The organism is Spirosoma fluviale, assembly GCF_900230225.1.
GTDB classification, from domain to species: domain Bacteria; phylum Bacteroidota; class Bacteroidia; order Cytophagales; family Spirosomataceae; genus Spirosoma; species Spirosoma fluviale.
In genome coordinates this window covers 92,739-111,475 of the sequence record NZ_OCNH01000009.1, presented here as the reverse complement: position 1 = coordinate 111,475, position 18,737 = coordinate 92,739, and the positions used below count along the sequence as shown (strand labels likewise).

At 50.4% G+C, this 18,737-nt stretch carries 5 protein-coding genes; all 5 read right to left on the bottom strand.

Annotated features, from left to right (window positions below):
* Position 1: 1 nt before the first annotated feature.
* Genes fabD through CRO74_RS29645 form a run of 5 tightly spaced genes read right to left on the bottom strand, consistent with a single transcriptional unit; the run spans position 2 to position 18,718 of the window.
* On the bottom strand, positions 2 to 2,350 hold the full coding sequence (gene fabD / locus CRO74_RS29665; protein ID WP_097131669.1) for an ACP S-malonyltransferase: 2,349 nt from the start codon (positions 2,348 to 2,350) through the stop codon (positions 2 to 4).
* A gap of 41 nt (positions 2,351 to 2,391) precedes the next feature.
* Entirely contained in the window at positions 2,392 to 3,180 is a 789-nt protein-coding gene (locus CRO74_RS29660; protein WP_097131667.1) for a 4'-phosphopantetheinyl transferase family protein, read from the bottom strand.
* A 16-nt stretch (positions 3,181 to 3,196) separates the two neighbouring features.
* On the bottom strand, positions 3,197 to 4,273 hold the full coding sequence (gene dinB / locus CRO74_RS29655) for a DNA polymerase IV (protein WP_097131665.1): 1,077 nt from the start codon (positions 4,271 to 4,273) through the stop codon (positions 3,197 to 3,199).
* Positions 4,274 to 4,302: 29 nt separating this feature from the next.
* Positions 4,303 to 4,917: a DUF6434 domain-containing protein gene (locus CRO74_RS29650; RefSeq protein WP_097131664.1), complete on the bottom strand. Its 615-nt coding sequence runs from the start codon at positions 4,915 to 4,917 to the stop codon at positions 4,303 to 4,305.
* A gap of 58 nt (positions 4,918 to 4,975) precedes the next feature.
* Complete coding sequence (locus tag CRO74_RS29645; RefSeq protein WP_097131662.1) at positions 4,976 to 18,718, bottom strand: non-ribosomal peptide synthetase; 13,743 nt, start codon at positions 18,716 to 18,718, stop codon at positions 4,976 to 4,978.
* Positions 18,719 to 18,737 lie beyond the last annotated feature (19 nt).

Sequence of the window (18,737 nt, the reverse complement as noted above, 5' to 3'; positions counted from 1 at the left end):
ATCATTTAGATTTACTCAGCAACCATTGAGCGACTTCGCCAATGTTACGGCCGGACCAAGCCTGCATGGGTGTGTTTTGCAATTGCCGATTCAATGCACCCAGCTCAGCTCCGCACGGAATCTGAAAATTCAGCAAGTACGTACCGTCGCCCTTAACAGCCCATTCTGCCGATAAATGAAAGTATTCCTGAAACAGGAGGTACATGTAGTATTTGCTGTTCTGCAGTGCTTTTGAAATCAGATCAGGGGTTCCCTGCCGCTTTTTAACAATATCCTCCCAAACGCCAGCTAGTGATTTCTGATAGAATTTCTCCTCAAGCTGTACGATTACCCTGGGGTCAATCTCGCTAATAGCAGCGTGTTGCTTAAATAATTCGTAGAGTTTATTGGCGCGAGCCGGAAACAACACTCCTTTCTTTACCACTTGAATCTTTTTGTTGGGATTAAACAGAAAATCGCTGCAAGGTGCGTACCCCGTATCCTCAACACTGATTTCCTGAAGCAGTTGCTTCGTGTATGCGTGCAATCCCGATTCGATTGTGCATAAATTTACTGACGTTGTGTGCACAAAGTCGGCACCCATCGCAAAGGCCATCTGAACAGCCAATGGGCTACCTATGCCACCACCCAGACCAACATGAATCGGTTGCTCATACCGATATTGACGGGTAAACTGCTCCCGGAGCATCAGTGCATGTGGAAACAGTACAAACGGAGATCCGTGCGAGGTAAGGCCTCCGGGGTCCGCTAATACGCAGACGTCGGACGCCAAAGCAATACGCCGTCCCCGTTCGACCTGCTCTTTTGTCAGTTTACCCCGCTGCTGCAATTTCAGAAGAATCGTTTCTGAGATTGGCTTCATGATTTCTTCCAGCACAACCGGGTTTCCCGTTTTAATCAGCAACCGGTTTATAGCTTCACCACGCTGGTCGAACGCTTGCAATCGGTATTCAACTAGTTTTTCCGTAATCTGCGGGTCATCATGGGTCTCAATGACCTGAATGTTATAGGCACGTAGTAGACCAAAGAGTTTATCTATCGTTAACTCATCACTTAGCCCCTGAGAGATGGTACAGCCATAACGTGCACTCTCTTTCCCGCAGGTGTAGGCCAGCGTTCTTAAGTCATTTTCAACGTCAGCCAAAGGGCGGTCGGCTATATCGAGAAATCCAAGCATTCCACCCTTTGTCATAGATTCCACCATCTGACGGGAGCTTATTCCGTACCCAATACCTCCAGCAACGTAGGGGTATTTCAGTTGGTAATCGTCCACAAACCGGCGTATGCCTTTTGTCCCAGACGGTGTAAGTAGCTGATTGTTATTGGTTGATGGCGGATACTGCTTGCCATTAGTTGACGACGAATGATGTTTGCCATTAACCAATGAACCATTGCGTGAGCCGTTGTGATCGGCAGCAACAAGCGCCGGGCGAGCCGTAGCTAAGTCGCGCAGTTGCGTATCTGGTACGAGTGGCTTAACAATACCACCTGCATCTATTTTAGCAATCAGATTGCTCAGAACCGTACTTTCGCCTACTTCCTGAAATGACTTGACTCCCTGCTGGCGTAAATACCAGATACTCTCAGCCCAACGCACGCTACTTACGATCTGCTGCGACAACAGGCGGCCCACGCCTACAGTGTCGTCAGGATAGGGAGCTGCCGTTACGTTGGCAATCACCGGCAGTTCCGGCGTCCGAAACTGGAATTGTTTTACGTAGTTACGAAACTCATCCCGAGCGGTTTTCATCAAGCGGGAGTGAAAAGCGCCACTAACCATCAAAGGAATATAGTTTTCACATCCCTCAGTCCGAAAAATGTCGCTCGCCTGCTCAATAGTAGCGGTTTCGCCGGCAATCACTATTTGCTGCTGAGCATTATAATTCGCAATATCTATGCTCTCCAATCGATGTTTTGTGAGTATACTGCGCACTGTCTCTACATCCAGACCAATTACGGCGGCCATACCTCCAGAGCGGGCCTGAGCCATTAGTTCCCCACGTTTTTTGACGAGTTGTAAGCCCACTTCAAAATCAAACACATCGGCAGCCAGCAAGGCATTGTACTCGCCCAAGCTGTGCCCTGCCACAAACTGGGGTAGTTTGCCCTTATCCTCTATCATCGCATAATAATGCAGTGCATTCACTACGTATAAAGCAGGCTGTGTATACTGCGTCTGATTGAGCAGACTACTATTCTTCTCATTCAAGCAGAGATCCTTAACAGAAAATCCCAGTACGTTGTCGGCCATTGAAGTCAGGGTTGGAAAACGGCCAAACACGTCTTTTCCCATGCCAATACGTTGAGATCCCTGGCCAGGAAATACAAAAGCAGTTGATGATGTCGCCATGATTACTCGGTTGAAAAAGGTTTTAGTTATACTTGTACTTGTCAGGCACTAACGTCGCTAATCAATTGACAGACAGTAGTTTTTAGATAATAGTCACGTAGTAAGGCCGCTAGTTTAGCTTCGCCAACCAGTGTTGTTTTTCGGGGCAGGGCAATCGCAAAAAGACAGTGTTCCGTACTGAAGACGAGACTTTTGTACTGCGGAAAATTTTCAAATGAAAATTCGACGCCCCACGGTTTCAGGATCAACTGACTGACTTCCAAAAGGCTGAAAGGGGTCATCAGGCCTGTTCTCAGAATTTTGGAAAGGGCTTCCTTAGCCGCCCAAAGCGATGTATAGTAGCGCGTTGAGTTACCAGACAGCGCATCGATAAGCCGTCTTTCGGCAATGGTAATGATCTCTTCTTTAAACTGATTGATATGCGGGTTTAAACACTCGATATCAAGGCCAACCGGATGGTGTTCGGAATAGGCCATTGCCCCTACAATGCTCGCGCAATGACTGATACTTACCTGTAGGTTTGACGTAGACGTATTGTGTACTACCAGGGGGTGATCGAAAACCCCTTTATCAATAAAAAAATCCTGATAGCCGTAGGGTTGCCCAACGTATTGCCGCAGGGCTGCTTTTGCGCATAGCCGCCCAGCCACATACGTAAACTGCCGATTAGCCGACATATACGTATTCATAAGTTGCACCTCCCGCTTAGTCAAATACTGGTGTACCGGCAGATCAGACTGCCGGGTAGCTGGCAACAAAGCCAGACAGCCCCTGAACGTGATCGTATCGCGGGCAAAAAGCAGCTCAAACGTTTTTGGTAGCGTATCCATACAAATAGCGATTAACTCAGAGCAGGCTTAGTTGCGAGTTGGTATTGAGGGAAAGTGGCAACGCAAAATCCAGCGCATAAACGCCAATCCTGCGAATTTTCCGAGAATCGCGGACGACCCTCTGCAAGACCAGTTTTGTCGTTTCCTCGATCACAGACGCATAATCGGTCGGCTGCTCTAATGTGAACCGCTTAGAGGTTTCGTTGAAATCTGCGAATCGTACTTTAAGCAAAAGACGCTGTGTCTGGTGTCCGTTCTGGGTCAACCGATCACAAAGAAGTATTGTCAGATTGCGCAGAGCCTCATCCAGTTCGTCGGACCGGGCATTGACGTCCTGAGCGAACGTATATTCTTTGCCATACGATTTACTTTGCCGATTGTTATCAACTTTACGCTCGTCGATGCCCCGAATGCACTGGTAGATGACGCTGCCCCGTTTGCGAAAAAGCCGGACGAGCGTTGCCTCATCCAATCGCATGAGTTCTTTACCGGTGAAGATGCCCATCTGCCGTAATGTATTCCCCGTAACGTCGCCAATCCCGTAGAATTTTGTAACGGGCGTCTGCTCAATAAAAAGCGGGAAGTTTGTGGGCGAGATGAATGTAAGCCCGTCGGGTTTCTGATAACAACTGGCCAGTTTAGCCAGAAATTTATTGAAGGACACGCCCACCGAACAAGTCAAATTCGTCCATTCAAAAATGGTCTGTTTAAGTGTCGACGCCAGTTCCAGTGCGCTCGTCCAGTCGGGACAACGATCACTAACGTCCAGATACGCTTCGTCGAAGGCCAGTGGCTCAACTCGTTTCGTAAACTGCCGCAACACCGACATAATTGTCCTGGATACATCCTTGTAGAGATCCAGATTGGGCGGTACTACGACTAAAGTCGGGCATTTTCTCACGGCCACCGCCGTTGGCATACCCGCGTGAATACCAAAAGCACGAGCCTGATATGAACAGGCACTTACTACGCCCCGCTCCGCAGCCGGTCGGGCCACAATGAGCGGTTTACCCCGGTAGCGGGGTTGATCCCGTTGTTCTATCGACGCATAAAAAGCGTCCATATCCAGATGCAGAATTCGGTTCGTTGCCATGTTTTTGTTCGTTAGTTCACTTAAACAGTTTACTCGTTCGTGTCGGATGAGTTGTAAGCCAGATCATCGCGGGAGTATTTATTGTCACCCCGCGCACTCCGTTTTTGCTTCCAGTGCCAGATGGCCTCTTTCAGCGATGCGCCGGGATTGTCGGTCATAAAATCCCGGATGTATTGATTGTACTCAAACTGGGGCGCAATCTCGGGCTGATACGACTTGTCGCTTTTTCGATTGTATTCGTCCTGCCAGTACTGCACCGCATCGCGAAACGTTTTGGTTGGGTTATCCTTACAAAACTTCATCAGGCCAACGGTGAAATGAAAATGAGGGCCAATCACTGATTTAAAGAATCCCCTAACGCGTTCTCCGCTGTTGTAGTTTTTCGTGATTGGTGCATCCATCATAACCACCAGGGGCTGGTCATCAGCAGAATAGGAGGAAGCCCTCGACCGCGCCTGTTCGACTGGTGGCCTTCCTGTTTGCAGAAAATGAGCAATACGTCCCGTAATTTCTATTTTACCTCCACTTGTTTTGAGGCCATGTCGTGCGCAAAAATCAATCAGCTCTTCTTTTAGCCAGTAATAGTCTAAAAAGTCATTTACCGGTGTCGCGCGGGTCAGCGGGGGTCTTTTATCGTTATTCATTCGAAAAACAGTTTACGTTCATAGATTGGGTTATCCATTCGCCTTTCCGTTTGATCGGCTAGGCCGGTACATGCTGTAACGTGTTCAAGGATGTAGCTTGTTCAACAAAGGGAAGCACCAGGCTATCGAATACGTCGGGATGGGTCAGGTAAGGATAGTGTCCGGCTCCGGCAATTTCGTGGTAATGTCCATTTTGTACCGTTGCGGCTATAAACTGCGATGTCGTTGGATGGACGATGGTATCGCGGTCACCTGCCACACACAGAACAGGGGCGTCAATTTCCGAAAGCCAGGGCTCTCCCGCCAGCGTCAGGATATGGGTTATGTAACGCATCACAACCAACGGGTTCACACATTGACTGTTAAGCAGCAGGTCACGGGCCTCTTCCACCATGGCAACCAGCGGATTATCCTGAAGCACCTGATCGAAGTCATTACTGATGGAGGCTCCGATCATTTTCACGCCCTCGATCATCTGGTCGATGGTCAGGTCGTCCATCTTAACATCCGGCAAGCCAAAATTTTTGTAGAAAGACCCCACGAGCGTCAGGCTGGCCACACGGCTTTTATGGGCTTTTGCCAGATACTGCGCCGTAACCCCACCGAAGCACGAACCCATCACATGAATCGGCTCCCTGATATCCAGTGCATCCAGCGTCCGAACAAATCGCTCGGCTACTGCCGGTACGGAAATATCTCCGCTCAGATCGCTCAGGCCATAGCCAGGATTGTGGATCACGACCAGCCGGTAGCAATTCTGGTAGCGTTCCAACTGCTTGAACCATACGGGAGCAGTTAGGCCAATAGCCGGAATCAACAAGATCGTTGGCCCTTCACCAATCATAAATACCTCTGTCCGTTCTTTATCGCCGGTTTTCACCAGGAGATGCTGAAGCTCGCGAGAGCGTTGCCGTAGCATCGTCGGATTGCCAAACGGTGGCAGCGACAGCGAGGCAGGCAGCAGTGTTTTTTCCTGGTATTTAGTCCCGTAGTCAAACAACGTCGGCTTAATAAACGCGTTTGGATAGGATTCGATAAGCTGATACGTATCCGAATCACGTACCACCTGATGAACCGGTTCGGTGGCAAGTACAATACCCGCTCCGTTTGCGCGAATAGCCGGTAAAATGGCAGTAACTACTTCTTTATCAAGGAAATTTTCAGCCTGAACCGACCCGACATTACCAAGAAAGTTGATAACCGCATCGAGGTGATTCGTGTACAAATACTGCGTTAGTCTGTCGAAAGTTGAGTTTTCGAGCAGAAGCGTTACCGACAGTTTGCCCAGGTTAGTCTCGAATTCTTTATGGATATCAGTCACAATGAGCGAATCAACGCCATAATTCGTAAACTCTACATCGTCTTCCATTTGGGCAGCATTTGCTTTCAACAGCCGGGCGAAAACGCCTTTCGCATACGTTCGGATTGCCGATTTATACTCCTCTGGTGATTGGGTAGCCGGGGCGACAACCTGCGGAACTGCCGGTACCGAACGCGCCAACGTTGCACGTACTAAAGTCTGCTTATCGGGTTCAGCTATCGAGTGCCGGGAGCGAATCTGAAGTGGATTTTGAATCGGATAGACAACCTCCCGTGAGAGGTCGGCCCCCATCCGTTCAATCACACGATCTGCTACGTTGAGTCCAAGAGCCTGTTCGACCCGTTCGGTGAGGAAAACCCGCAGGGCTTCCATACCCAGTTGCTCATCAATCGGTGTGATTCCTTTCTGTTGGAGAAGGCTATCGAAATCGCCCTGATTACCCTGCCAGAAACCCCAGTTAAGAATTTGTATCGGGTAGGTCGTATGCTGGTTCAGCGCACTGGCATAGGCATCGCTGAAGGTGCATCCGGCGGCATAACTTCCCCAGCCGGGGTTTCCCGTGAAGGCTTCGCCTGATGAGAAGTACACCATAAAATCTAATGGCCGGTTAGCAAATACGCGGCCAATTGTATAGCTGCCTGCCAGCTTGGCGCTCAGGTTAGCCTGAAGGAGTGATTCGTCAGTATCACTAATCAAGTCGTACTGGAAATGCAGCGCGGAATGGAAGACCCCATTAATTACACCAAACTGGGTGTAGAGTTTGTCGACGACCGTTGTCAGGCTCCCGGCATCAGCAATGTCGGCCGATACGTAGTGGCCGCTTCCTCCAAGTTGATTCAATTCACTCACCTTCTGCTGGAGTTCGGCATTAAGTGTCGAGCGGCCAATAATTACTACTGTAGCCTGATAGCTGGCGGACAGGTATTTACTCACCTTGAAGCCAACGTTACCAGCTCCACCAAACACCAGATAAACGCCTTTTGGCTTCAATACAGTAGTAGCCTCCGAACCTGGGAACGTAACGGGAATTAATATACGCTCAAACCGCTTTGTGTTTCGAAACGCCACCTGTTTGCCATTCCTGGCGGCTGATTCCTGCCGGATCGACTGCGCCAGATCGTCACTGGTCAGCCCATTTCCGAACTCACTAAAGTCCAGATCAAGGCACACAACTTTACTTTGAGGGTATTCCTTTGCAAACGTCCGGGCCAGGCCAATAACACCGGCGGCCCAGGGCGATAGGGTTTCGTTGCCGGTAACCTTATACGTATTATGTGTCAGAACTTTCAATGAAAGAGTCCGTTTCGGATCATCGGCAAGTAAGTTTTTCATCACTCGGAATAAACTCACCAGACTAGCCTCCTGTACATCATCGAACGTACTGGCGTTCACCGCATCGAACTCGAAGGAATCACTACCGGCAAGAAAGTAAATCGTTTCGGCATCAGCCAGTTGCGGCCAGATCGTCGCCAAAGCCGTTTGATCCCGATAGTCGATTTTATACGCCTGAGCAGACACTTGTTTCGTTTCCTCTTCCAGCGCGACCATATAGGTGTCAGATGCCGGGAATGATTCATACAGGTACTGGGCTACGTGGGCATTGGCAGCCGAGTAAACAATCATTTTTTGCCCACCTTCATCCTGTACTACGTCGGCTGGTAACGTAACGGGCTCCCAGTGAGGCAGGTAAAAGAATCGATCAAGTACTCGTCGATTTTTGTCGTAGGAGACATGGACATAGCGGCTGATAAGCGTACCATCGGAACGTAACAAATAGACATCCAGACGACCATCAGTCGTTTGTTCAGCATACACGAATGCGTCCTTTTCAAGAGAAGTATAGGCCTGAATTGTCTCGACGCTTGTCCAGTCTGATTCAGGCTGATCATACAATCGAGGAACAACATGCGTACGTAACAGGCTGAACGAAGCAGGCGTGTTCGACACGTATTCATAATCCTTGCCGAACCGGTTCGTAACGGGCAACGAAAACAGGAAACTACTACTCTGCTCATTCGTCATGATACCATCCACCAGCCGAACCGAATGGGCCTTCCGCAAATCAACCATATTATACCTATCCGGTTGACCAGCCAGCGTGGGTAGCTCGCGAGCTTGTCCGGTCGCGTAAGTTATTTTCTGTCCATTCTGATGGGCAAATAGCTCAATCAGCGATGTTTCATCAGCCTGTAGATTGATTCGCAGATTCAGTGTCAGTGATTTACCGACCGGGGAAGCCGCTTCTTCGGCTTTCCACCGGATAAGCTCAACAGCCTGAATCTGATAGATTTGCCGCATTGCTGCCACGGCCATTTCAGCCAGTACGTCCTGCTGAATACTAAATCCACCGTCGGTTTTCGTACAGTACTTATTACTTCGGTCGAACGTCTTCTCCAGAACAATACCATCCGACAAACTCAACGACGCATTGATCTTGTCGAGTAATGGGTGGATAAACTGGATTGCCGCTACGTTAACTTTTGGGTGTTCGGGCAACCAGCAGCGATCCTTCGCAAATGGGTAGCCAGGCGCCGACATTGGCTGTGGCTGGTGCTGGTGCAGCCGTTTCCAGTCTACCTGAATACCCGATACCCATAACAGAGCCAGTTTTTCGAGTTTTTGTTTAGCAATGAGTTTGTCTACATACTGGTTGCCGTCTTCATCATCGAGCAGCAGCCGGGTGGTGTCCTTGTCTTTGCTGACGCGCCCCGAAACAAGTTTACCAGCCACTCGCTCACCCGCCAGATAGGCCTGTAACGTGCTGATCAGATCGGCAAAATCACTGGCCATAGTGGCTAAGCGGTAATCCATCGTCTCACGTCCGACCTGATACGTATACACAAAATCTGACAACTCCAGACCCTCATACCGGCTCACGGCATTACCGGCAAATTCGTTATCCGAAACAGGCAACTCAATTGTTGGATAACGGTTGAGCAGGTAGCCCGCCAACTGGACTGGTGTCGCATATTCATACACGTCATTCGGCGACAATTCGATGCACCAGGTTGTATTGATATCAGCAATGAGTTGATTCACTTCCCGAATCGACATACCCAGATCATCGACAAATGATTCGTCTGCATCGACATGCGACTGGCCGATGTTGATGACCTGAGCACACAAGGCCTGAATAGTCCGGCTTAGTTGGATCAACGATGGTTCATCTCCCACTGGTCTGGCAAGCCCGGATATGGGTTCGAGCAAAAATTGCAAAACTTCCCGGACATACGCCTGTAGCCGTTCTTCGGTGCGGGCCGACAACAAAAAAAGCTGCGGTCCCGGTGGCGGGCTGATACGTTGCCGGATCGAATCATACTCCTCAATGATCAGGTGCGCATTGGCCCCACCCGCGCCAAATGAGCTGATGCAGGCTCTTAAAGGCGCTTCTACAAGTTGGCCGTCCTGCTGATAGTGAGGCCGTTCCCAGGGCGTTAAGCTTTGCTGAACCATAAACGGCGTCTGAGCAAAGTTGATGTTGGGATTGAGTACCGACGAGTGCAGCGAAGGCACTAGTTGTCGGTGCTTGAGTTGCATTACCACTTTTGTGATGGCCGCAATTCCTGCCGCCGACTCGCAGTGGCCGATATTGGATTTTACCGAGCCAATGGCGCAGAACTGTTCGGCTTTGGCGGCACTCCGGAACGCGTTGGTCAAGCCACTGATTTCGATGGGGTCGCCCAATGACGTACCGGTGCCGTGCGCTTCGACGTATGAAATGGAGCGTGGGTCGATTTTTGCTTTGTCGAGAACATCCCGGATAATGGCCGTCTGGGCTTTCGGGCTAGGTACCGTATAGCCATTTGCTTTGCCGCCATGATTGATCCCCGATGCTTTTATGACCCCGTAAATCCGGTCGTTGTCGGCAATGGCGGTGCGCAGTGGCTTCAATAAAACAGCGCCAACTCCTTCGCCGGGCACGTAACCATCCCCGCCCTCACCAAAACTGTGGCACTTTCCATCCGTCGATATGAACTTGGTCTGGCTCAGGAAAATATACTTGTTCGGGTGGACCGATACGTTGACGCCCCCGGCGATGGCCATCTCACATTCACCCCGTTTCAGACTTTCACAGGCCAGATGCACGGTGGTCAGCGACGACGAACACATGGTGTCCAGCGCAATACTGGGGCCGGTGAAATTATAGAAGTAAGACACCCGATTGGCAATTGATGCATAAGACGACATGGGCGTCAGGGTGGCTCCATCAGCATAGGTATCACCGCCGTAGAGCTGATAATGCCCCCACATCACTCCGGCAAATACCCCAACTTTTGCCTTATTAAGCGCTTCCCTTGTCAGGCCCGCATCTTCCAGCGTGTGCCATACCGTTTGCAGAAATAACCGCTCCTGTGGGTCTAGCAACTCGGCTTCAAACGGTGAAATATTGAAAAACAGGGGGTCGAATTTATCTATATCAGTCAAAAATCCGCCCCATTTACTGTAACTCTTACCACCTTCTGAGCGCGTCTCGTCGTAGAACGCGTCTACGTCCCAGCGATCTTCGGGGATTTCGGAAATACAGTCTTTCCCGTTTTTGAGGTTCTCCCAGAAAGCCGTTAACGTATCGGCCATTGGGTACCGGCCACTGATTCCGATAATGGCAATCTCTTCGTCTGTGTCCGCCAGCGGTCGGTCACTTTTCCAAGGCCTGGCAACGGGCTGCGGAGCAGGTACTGGCGGAACAACTGAAGGCGCGGAAGCAGGCGCGGAAGCAGGCTCTGTGGCTGCCACGGACGTAGCAACATCGAGCTTCAGATGTGTACGCAAACCATCAGCATGATGATCCACAAAATAGTCGGTCAGTTCGCGAAGATTCTGAAACTCAAAAAAAAGTGTTTTAGGGAGCTCACCAAAATAACCCTCCAGTTCTTCATTCAACGTCAAAATCATGACCGAATCAATACCATACTGTTCAAATGCTTCGTCTGGACGAACTTGTGAAACGGGTAGTTTGGTCGCTTGCGCAATCAGTTCCCGAAAAAACTGCTGTGCCGTTTCGTAAGGGATTGGGGTTGAGGATGTCATGGGGATAGGGAGAGTTTCGTTGGGAGAGACAGACAAGAATTGAGCAGTATTCGTTGCGTATGATTCGATGGGATTTAGCTGGTCTACGGTCTGGAGCAGTTTAGTCTGTTCTCCCTGCATAACAACTACCTGCGTACCGCTTCCGGCAAGTACAGTTTCGAAAGCCAACAGGCCAAGCGCCGAATGAATTGGATACAGACCAAACTGACGGGCCAGCTTCTGGCGGACAGCCGTCGGCATTTGCATGGTTCCTTCCTGCCAGAAACCCCAGTTTATGCTTAAGGAACGACCATGCCGAAGGCCCTGCTCAACAAGTTGCTGGCGTTGGTGGAGGTATTCATCCATAAACGCGTTGGCCCAGGCGTAATCGGTCTGGCCGACGTTGCCGAACACGGCCGATGTGGACGAGAAGGCAAGTAAGAAATCAATCGTAAAGTCGGCTGTCAGCTTGTCAATATTGCACAGCCCCTGCACTTTAGGTTCCATCACCGACAGGAAAGAGGCATTGGTCTTGCTCACGAAATAGCTATCGTTGAGGATCCCCGCACCGTAAATGATCCCGTCAATATGGGTGTGCTTGCCCCGAATGGAACCAAACCATTCACGCAATTCCTCGTAGTTAGCAACGTCAACGCTGTGGTATTCAGCCCTACCGCCTGCCTCATTTATCTGAACAAGCGACTGAGATATACCTTTGTCAACCAACGACTTACCCACCAGAATAAGGTTCGCCTGATACGTTCGACTCAGGTACATGGAAAAAGCAAGCCCTACACCTTTAGCCCCACCCGCAATTAAATAAACGCCTTTCTGACGGAGTACCGGCTGGCTGGTTTGCGATGGCAGAGATGCTGTCGCTTTATAGGTTTTCAGATACCGGGTCTGCGCAGCGTAGCGTATCTCAGCGATCCGATCGACGGGCTGCTGCCATTCATGGCGAACCAGGCTGGCCAGCGTTGGCGCATCTATATCAGACGATACCTGAATCAGGCGACCATACCAGTTCGGATTTTCCAGATGAAGCGACCGGATAAAAGCGCCCATAGCCGAATAAAGTGCCCTCTGGACAGGCTCCGGATTGTCCCGGCAAACGTAGTACAGATTCAACCGCTGCTTCCCGAACCGACTGAGCAACGCCCGGTGAATACTAAGCAACGAGCTAATAATTTCAGGGGTCGATCCATGCAACGACTGCGTATCGACGACAAGGTCAGTTATACGATCCGGTATGTTCTCCGGTATGGCTGAGATACCAGTCCCGGCCATTGGCAACTCTGTAACGTTGGCGTAGGCTTGAAGAGCCGTACTAAAGCCAGAATCTTCGGTAAGCGCCAGAACAGCAGTTGGTTGGTACGTACCAGTCGCCAACGATGGGGTGGCACTCCAGTGCGGAATGGCGTACACGATATCCGTTCCGATGGTCTCCTCTGCGGTTATGGGCTCAGTGGCTGGGGCTGGCAGTTTATCCGCCGGAATAGCTTTCAGGCAATAGTTTTTAAGGTAAGCAACTAGCTCGAAGGCTTCATTATAAACGTAAAGCGTGCATTTTATAGATTTCTGATCAGTGCCCGGCACCGATACGATGTGTACGTAGCTGTGATGCGAAAAAGGGCGAAGCACACATACCTCTTCGATACTGAACGGCAGGAATCGACCCTCACGGGTGGCAACAGTGCTCAGCCAAAGCGCAACGGCCTGGAGGCCACCGTCCAATAGTGAGGGCAACCATACGGAATCGGTATTGGTGCCGAAATCCTGTTTTGAGAACGTGGCGTTGGCCTTCAGAACGGCAACGGCTTCCTGACTGCCAAAGTAGATGTGATCAATTACGTTCAGGCTCTCACCGTAGAAAAACTGATTGCGTCTAAACTGCTCGTAGCACTCGTTTTTCGTCCATCCGTCAGCGAAACGGTTCCTGAAATCAGCCGTCAATACGTCAGCCGACCAGGTCAATTCATCACTTGATTGCCGTTTGATTTTACCAATCGCATGAGTCACCCGGTTCAGATCGGCATTGGATGTGGTGACACGACAATCGAAATGACCAGTACTGGCGGACTGTAGGCTAACCTGTATTTCCAGAGCGGATTTTCGTTGAATAATCGGCTGAAGCCAGACTAATTCCGAAATTACAAATGGCTCCGCAGCGTTGATCGAAGCAAAAGCGGAGCGCATCAGTTCAAGGTAATAAACACCGGGCAGTACCGGTTCCTGCCGGATAACGTGATCCTTAAGAAAGTTTTCGTTCTGTAAGCTTTTATAAAAATAGCGGGCTACTCCTGATGTTTCTTCCCGGTCAAACAAGGGTTTTGGGGCTGCTTCCAGAACAGGATGTTCATCGCCCAGAAACTGCTGATGAATACGGCGGGTAATTTCCTCCGTAAACGGCCAGTGCTTATTTTTTTCAAACGGATATACTGGCAACGACAGACGATTCGGCCGTGACTTTTCTTCATTTGGCCAGACCGTTTCCCAGTTGAGTTCAACCGTCTGGTTTACCCATTGTTCGGCGAGCGTCCGTAAGTGATTTTCCAGTTCATTGTCAGCTAACGACCCGGTATATACGTAGTCAAAATTATCTCCTGATTCAGCCGCCAAAAATGAACGGACTGCCTGTTGAAGTTCATCGGTGGAGTTGACCACCGCTGCCCAACGGTTCGGCATGGCTTCGCGCCCTTCCAGAAGTGTAAACGCCATAGCAGGCAATGAAGCAGTAACAGCTGGTTCCTGTAGGTAATCGTGCAACTGCTGGGCTTGCACCCGCAGTCGATTTTCGCTTTTGGCAGACAGCACAATTAACTGTGGTTCCTGGCTGGCGGTATGTACGGCTTCCGCTGCTGGAGCTTCTTCCAGCAACGCGTGGGCATTGACGCCACCAAAACCGAATGAACTAACACAAGCCCGGCGAGGCAGTTCCTGCCCGTCCTGGAGAAGTCGATTCCATAGCTCACGCTTCGTTACTAAGTAGAATGGCGACTGATCGACCTGTACGTTCGGGTTTTGCGTATTGAAATGAACCAGTGGTGGCAGTTCAGCCTGTTTCAGAGCCAGCACAGTCTTGATAAAACCGGCAATGCCAGCCGCAGCTTCTAAATGACCAATGTTGGTTTTAACAGATCCTATGCCACAATAACCCGTTGGCAGAGGCATACCGCCTTGCTGCTCATTAACATGCTGAAAAGCTAATTTAAGCCCTTCAACTTCGATTGGATCGCCCAGCGATGTACCGGTACCGTGTGTTTCTACGTACGAGATCGTGGCCGGACTAATTTTAGCTTTTTGCAAAGCAGCCTCAATCAGGCTTCCCTGCGCGTTCGCATTGGGAGCCGTTAGTGAATTTGACTTACCGCCGTGATTTAGTGATGTACTCCGCACAACGGCATAGATATGATCGCCGTCTTCCAGCGCTTTTCGGTAAGGCTTCAGCAAGACAACCCCGCATCCTTCACCCCGCACATAGCCGTCAGCATCGGCGTCAAACGCTTTACACCGTCCCTGCTTACTCATCATACCCATCTTACTCGAAGCGACATGAGCAGAGGGACTGATGAGCAGATTAATACCAGCCGCCAGAGCCATGTCGCAGTCGCCTTGCAGGATGGATGAAACCGCCCGGTGAATGGCCACCATCGAACTGGAACAGGCGGTATCGATAGGTTCGCTGGGACCCGTTAGATTGAACAGGTACGAAATTCGATTGGGCAGAATGCTCCGGGCAACGCCCGTAAGGGTGTAAGGGTCGATGGGTAGGTTTGACCGAATAAGCTGTTCGAAAAAATCGGACCCCGACATACCGACGAACAAACCCGTTCGGGAGTTACTCAGTGACGACATTTTATAGCCTGCATCTTCAACAGTAGCCCATACAGCCTCCAGCAAAATACGTTGCTGTGGGTCCATCAGGGCAGCTTCCCGCGGGGAAATACCAAAAAAGCCAGCGTCGAACGTATCGATTTCGTTAATGAAGCCTCCCCATTTCGTAGTTGATTTGTTGGCTTCTTTTGTTTGCCCCTGAAACGCCTGCCAATCCCAACGATCGGTTGGCACTTCGGTAACCGAATCGATGCCCGCCAGCAAATTAGCCCAGAATGTTGCGGCCCGGTCAGCACCCGGAAAGCGTAGGCTAAGACCCGTTACCGCAATGGCGTTGGCGTATTCGTCGTCGGTTGGTGCCGTATCGCTTTGGGGCTGAGGCTCAGTCGTTTTCGCAATGCAACGCTCACTTACCGGTTTTTTAACTGGCTGAGCCAGATAGGCTGCCAACGTGGCCGGGGTGTCAAATTGATAGAATAGATTAGGTCGAATGTCCTGGCCGATGGTTTCAAGAAGGCGTTCACTCAGCGTGGTGAAACTGATGGAATCGAAACCAAGCGAACCAAATTTGTCCGTTGGCTTGATCGATGTCGGCTTCTCGTTGAGCAGTGCCCCCACAACCGCCAGTACGTGATGCAGTGCCTCATCGGCTGTCAACGCAGCGAACACAGGCTCGGCGTCAGGAAGCTGTTTTTCTGTTGGTCGTATAACGCCCACCGGCGTTTCTGATGGAGCAAACTGAGCCAGAATCTCCTCGACCGGCCGATTGGTCATCACGGATCGGTCGATTTTATTATTCAGTGTATAGGGAAAATCAATCAGGACAAATACAGACGAGGGAACCATGTAGGGCGGTAGCCATTGGCCCAGAAAAGCCATCAGGTTTTCTGGCTCGTAGACTGCCTGTGGTTTCTGCACGATAAAGGCTACCAGTTGTTTCCCTAATTTCCCTTCCCGAATAACGACAGCCGCATTGGCGATTCCGTCGGCACGTAGCAGCGTATTTTCGATTTCCTGAATTTCGATACGATACCCGCGTATTTTGGCTTGCAAGTCACTACGACCAATGTATTCGAGGTCCCCTGACGGGAGTAACCGAGCCAGATCACCCGTTTTGTATAAGGCTATGGGCTGGCCGTCGCTTTGCCAGTTTATAAAACGATCACGAGTCAATTCCGGACGGTTCAGGTAACCGCGAGCCAGTCCTTCCCCACCGATATACAAATCCCCGGCCTGCCCAACGGGCACCGGTTGCATAGCCGCATCCAGCAGATAAATGGACGTATTGCGGATAGGCCGACCTATAGTGATTTTTTTGTGACGACGAATTTGTGCCACCGTCGACCAGATCGTCGTTTCGGTAGGCCCAAACAAATTCCAGACTTCCTGAGCCTGATCCAGAAGCTTTTCGGCCAGTTCGGCAGGCAGTGCTTCTCCTCCGCAAAACACCCGAATCGGCAGGAGTGAATTCCATCCCGCATTGATCAGCATCTGCCAGGTCGATGGGGTAGCCTGCACAACCGAAGGCTGGGTTTGAACGATGTGATTCAGGAGTCGGCGACCATCTTTGAGGATATCCGACGATACGATTTCAACGGTTGCTCCTGTGGCCAATGGCAGATAAAGTTCCAGACCGGCAATATCGAAACTGATGGTTGTAATGGCCAGGCATCGGTCCTGATACGTCATGCCCGGCGCTTTTGCCAAGGCCAGCAGAAAATTACTTAATCCCCGATGCAGCACCTCAACACCTTTGGGTTTCCCCGTTGAACCAGACGTGTACAGAACATATACCCGATCCATTCCCGACGGCTGTCGATCGGTCAGAGCAAGCGTGGGGAGGGGTTCCGTACGGGCCTGATGGAGTAATTCGTCGATGGAGACCAGAACAATATCCGGAGACGCGAAGCTCGGTTGAGTTTGCTCACTAACAATGCATTTGCTTAGACCAGCATCTTCGACCATATAGTCAATCCGATCCGCCGGGAATGTAATATCAAAGGGCAAATAACTGGCACCGGCCTTCTGAATAGCAAGCAACGTTATCAGCAGCGTAATCGAACGGTCCAGATAGACACCCACTATTTCCTGATGTTGTACGGCGTACTGCTCCACTAACCGAACCGCAACCTGATCGGCCATGATATTCAACTCTTCATATGTAAGCGACTCACCACCAAGCGCAACCGCGATTGCCTGGGGGCGAAATTTTACCTGTTCAGCAAACAGATCCAGAAAGGTTTGCTGTGTCTCCCCTTCTCCGAACGTATCATTCAATTTGTTGTAATACTGGGCATCCGATGATGAATAGTGTGAACTATTTTTCAGTGTTTGACCAGGCTGACGCATCACAGCCACCAGCAGGGCGGTATAATGTGCAGCCATCAGCGCAATGGTCGACTCATCAAACAGGCCTGGATTATATTTGATGCTGAGCAACCACTGTTCACCCATCAGCGACACCTCCGTAGCCAGATCGAACTCGCCGGTCTGGCGGATGTTGGGAAGTAGCGTTTTGACCACCCCCTCCGCAAACGACGTATCCATCCAGTTCTGAAAATAGAATGCCGTTTTAAATGGGCGCTTCAGTTTCTGTTCACGAATGATTTTCTCAACAGGGAAATAACTATGCTCGAAAACATCGTAGATATGGTTCTGCACCTGTTGTAGGAAATCAGAAACTACCAATGTTTCGTCGCAGGTAAAGGGCATGGGCACCACATTCATGAACAGGCCAATCGAGGTCTCGAAACGAGCCTCAGGTCGCCCACTCATCGGAATGCCGACAAAAAACTGACTCTGCTGACTATACTTTTGCAGGAGCAAGCCATAAACTCCCAGCATGAGCGTAAATGGAGAGATATCCTGCTTCGAACAATAGGCGTTTACTTCCGGCAGCAACGCAGCGTCGATCGGAATGTTGAGGGAGGCTCCCTCGGAATTGGGACTACTACCCGGTACCCGATCATAGGGCAATGCGAGCGGATCGGTTACCTGTTGCAACAAATTCGACCAGAAAGCCTGCGAATCAGCGGCCTGTGTTGTTTTCAGGTAATCGCCCTGCCAGGCCACAAACTGCCGGTAACTGCTGTGGTCGATTGTAAGTTCGGGAGTACCCCCCTGGCCAATCGCGGTATACGTCTCGTTTAACTGACTCAGAAATGCCTGCGTGGAAATACCGTCGAAAACAATGTGGTGAATGTTAATGAACAGCAGCGTTTCTTTGTTCGATCGGGTAATAAAATAGAACCGATAGAGTGGCCCCTGTTCCAGATCAAAGGGCTGGGTTGCCAGGTTGGTCAATACCTCCGTTTCACCCACCGATCCGGCTACCACCTGATAATCCAGCCCGGTTACCGACACGGTTTGACTGGCGTTAAGCTGTTGGTAAACGTCACCCTTTTGTTTGTAAAACGTAGTAGTCAAGATGGGGTTCTGCCTAACCAGGAGACCGAGTGCCTGCTCAAGTTTGCCCAGTTGCGTATCGGCTTGTAATACAAACACAAATGGAACATTGTAGGCATATGTATCGGGGTTGAACCGATGAATATCCCACAGTAATTGCTGTCCCCAGGACACTGGGTAAGGCATCTTCGACACAGTTGTCGGAACGGATTCGGAACGGATGCTCAAAGCCATGATATGTGTACGATTTTGT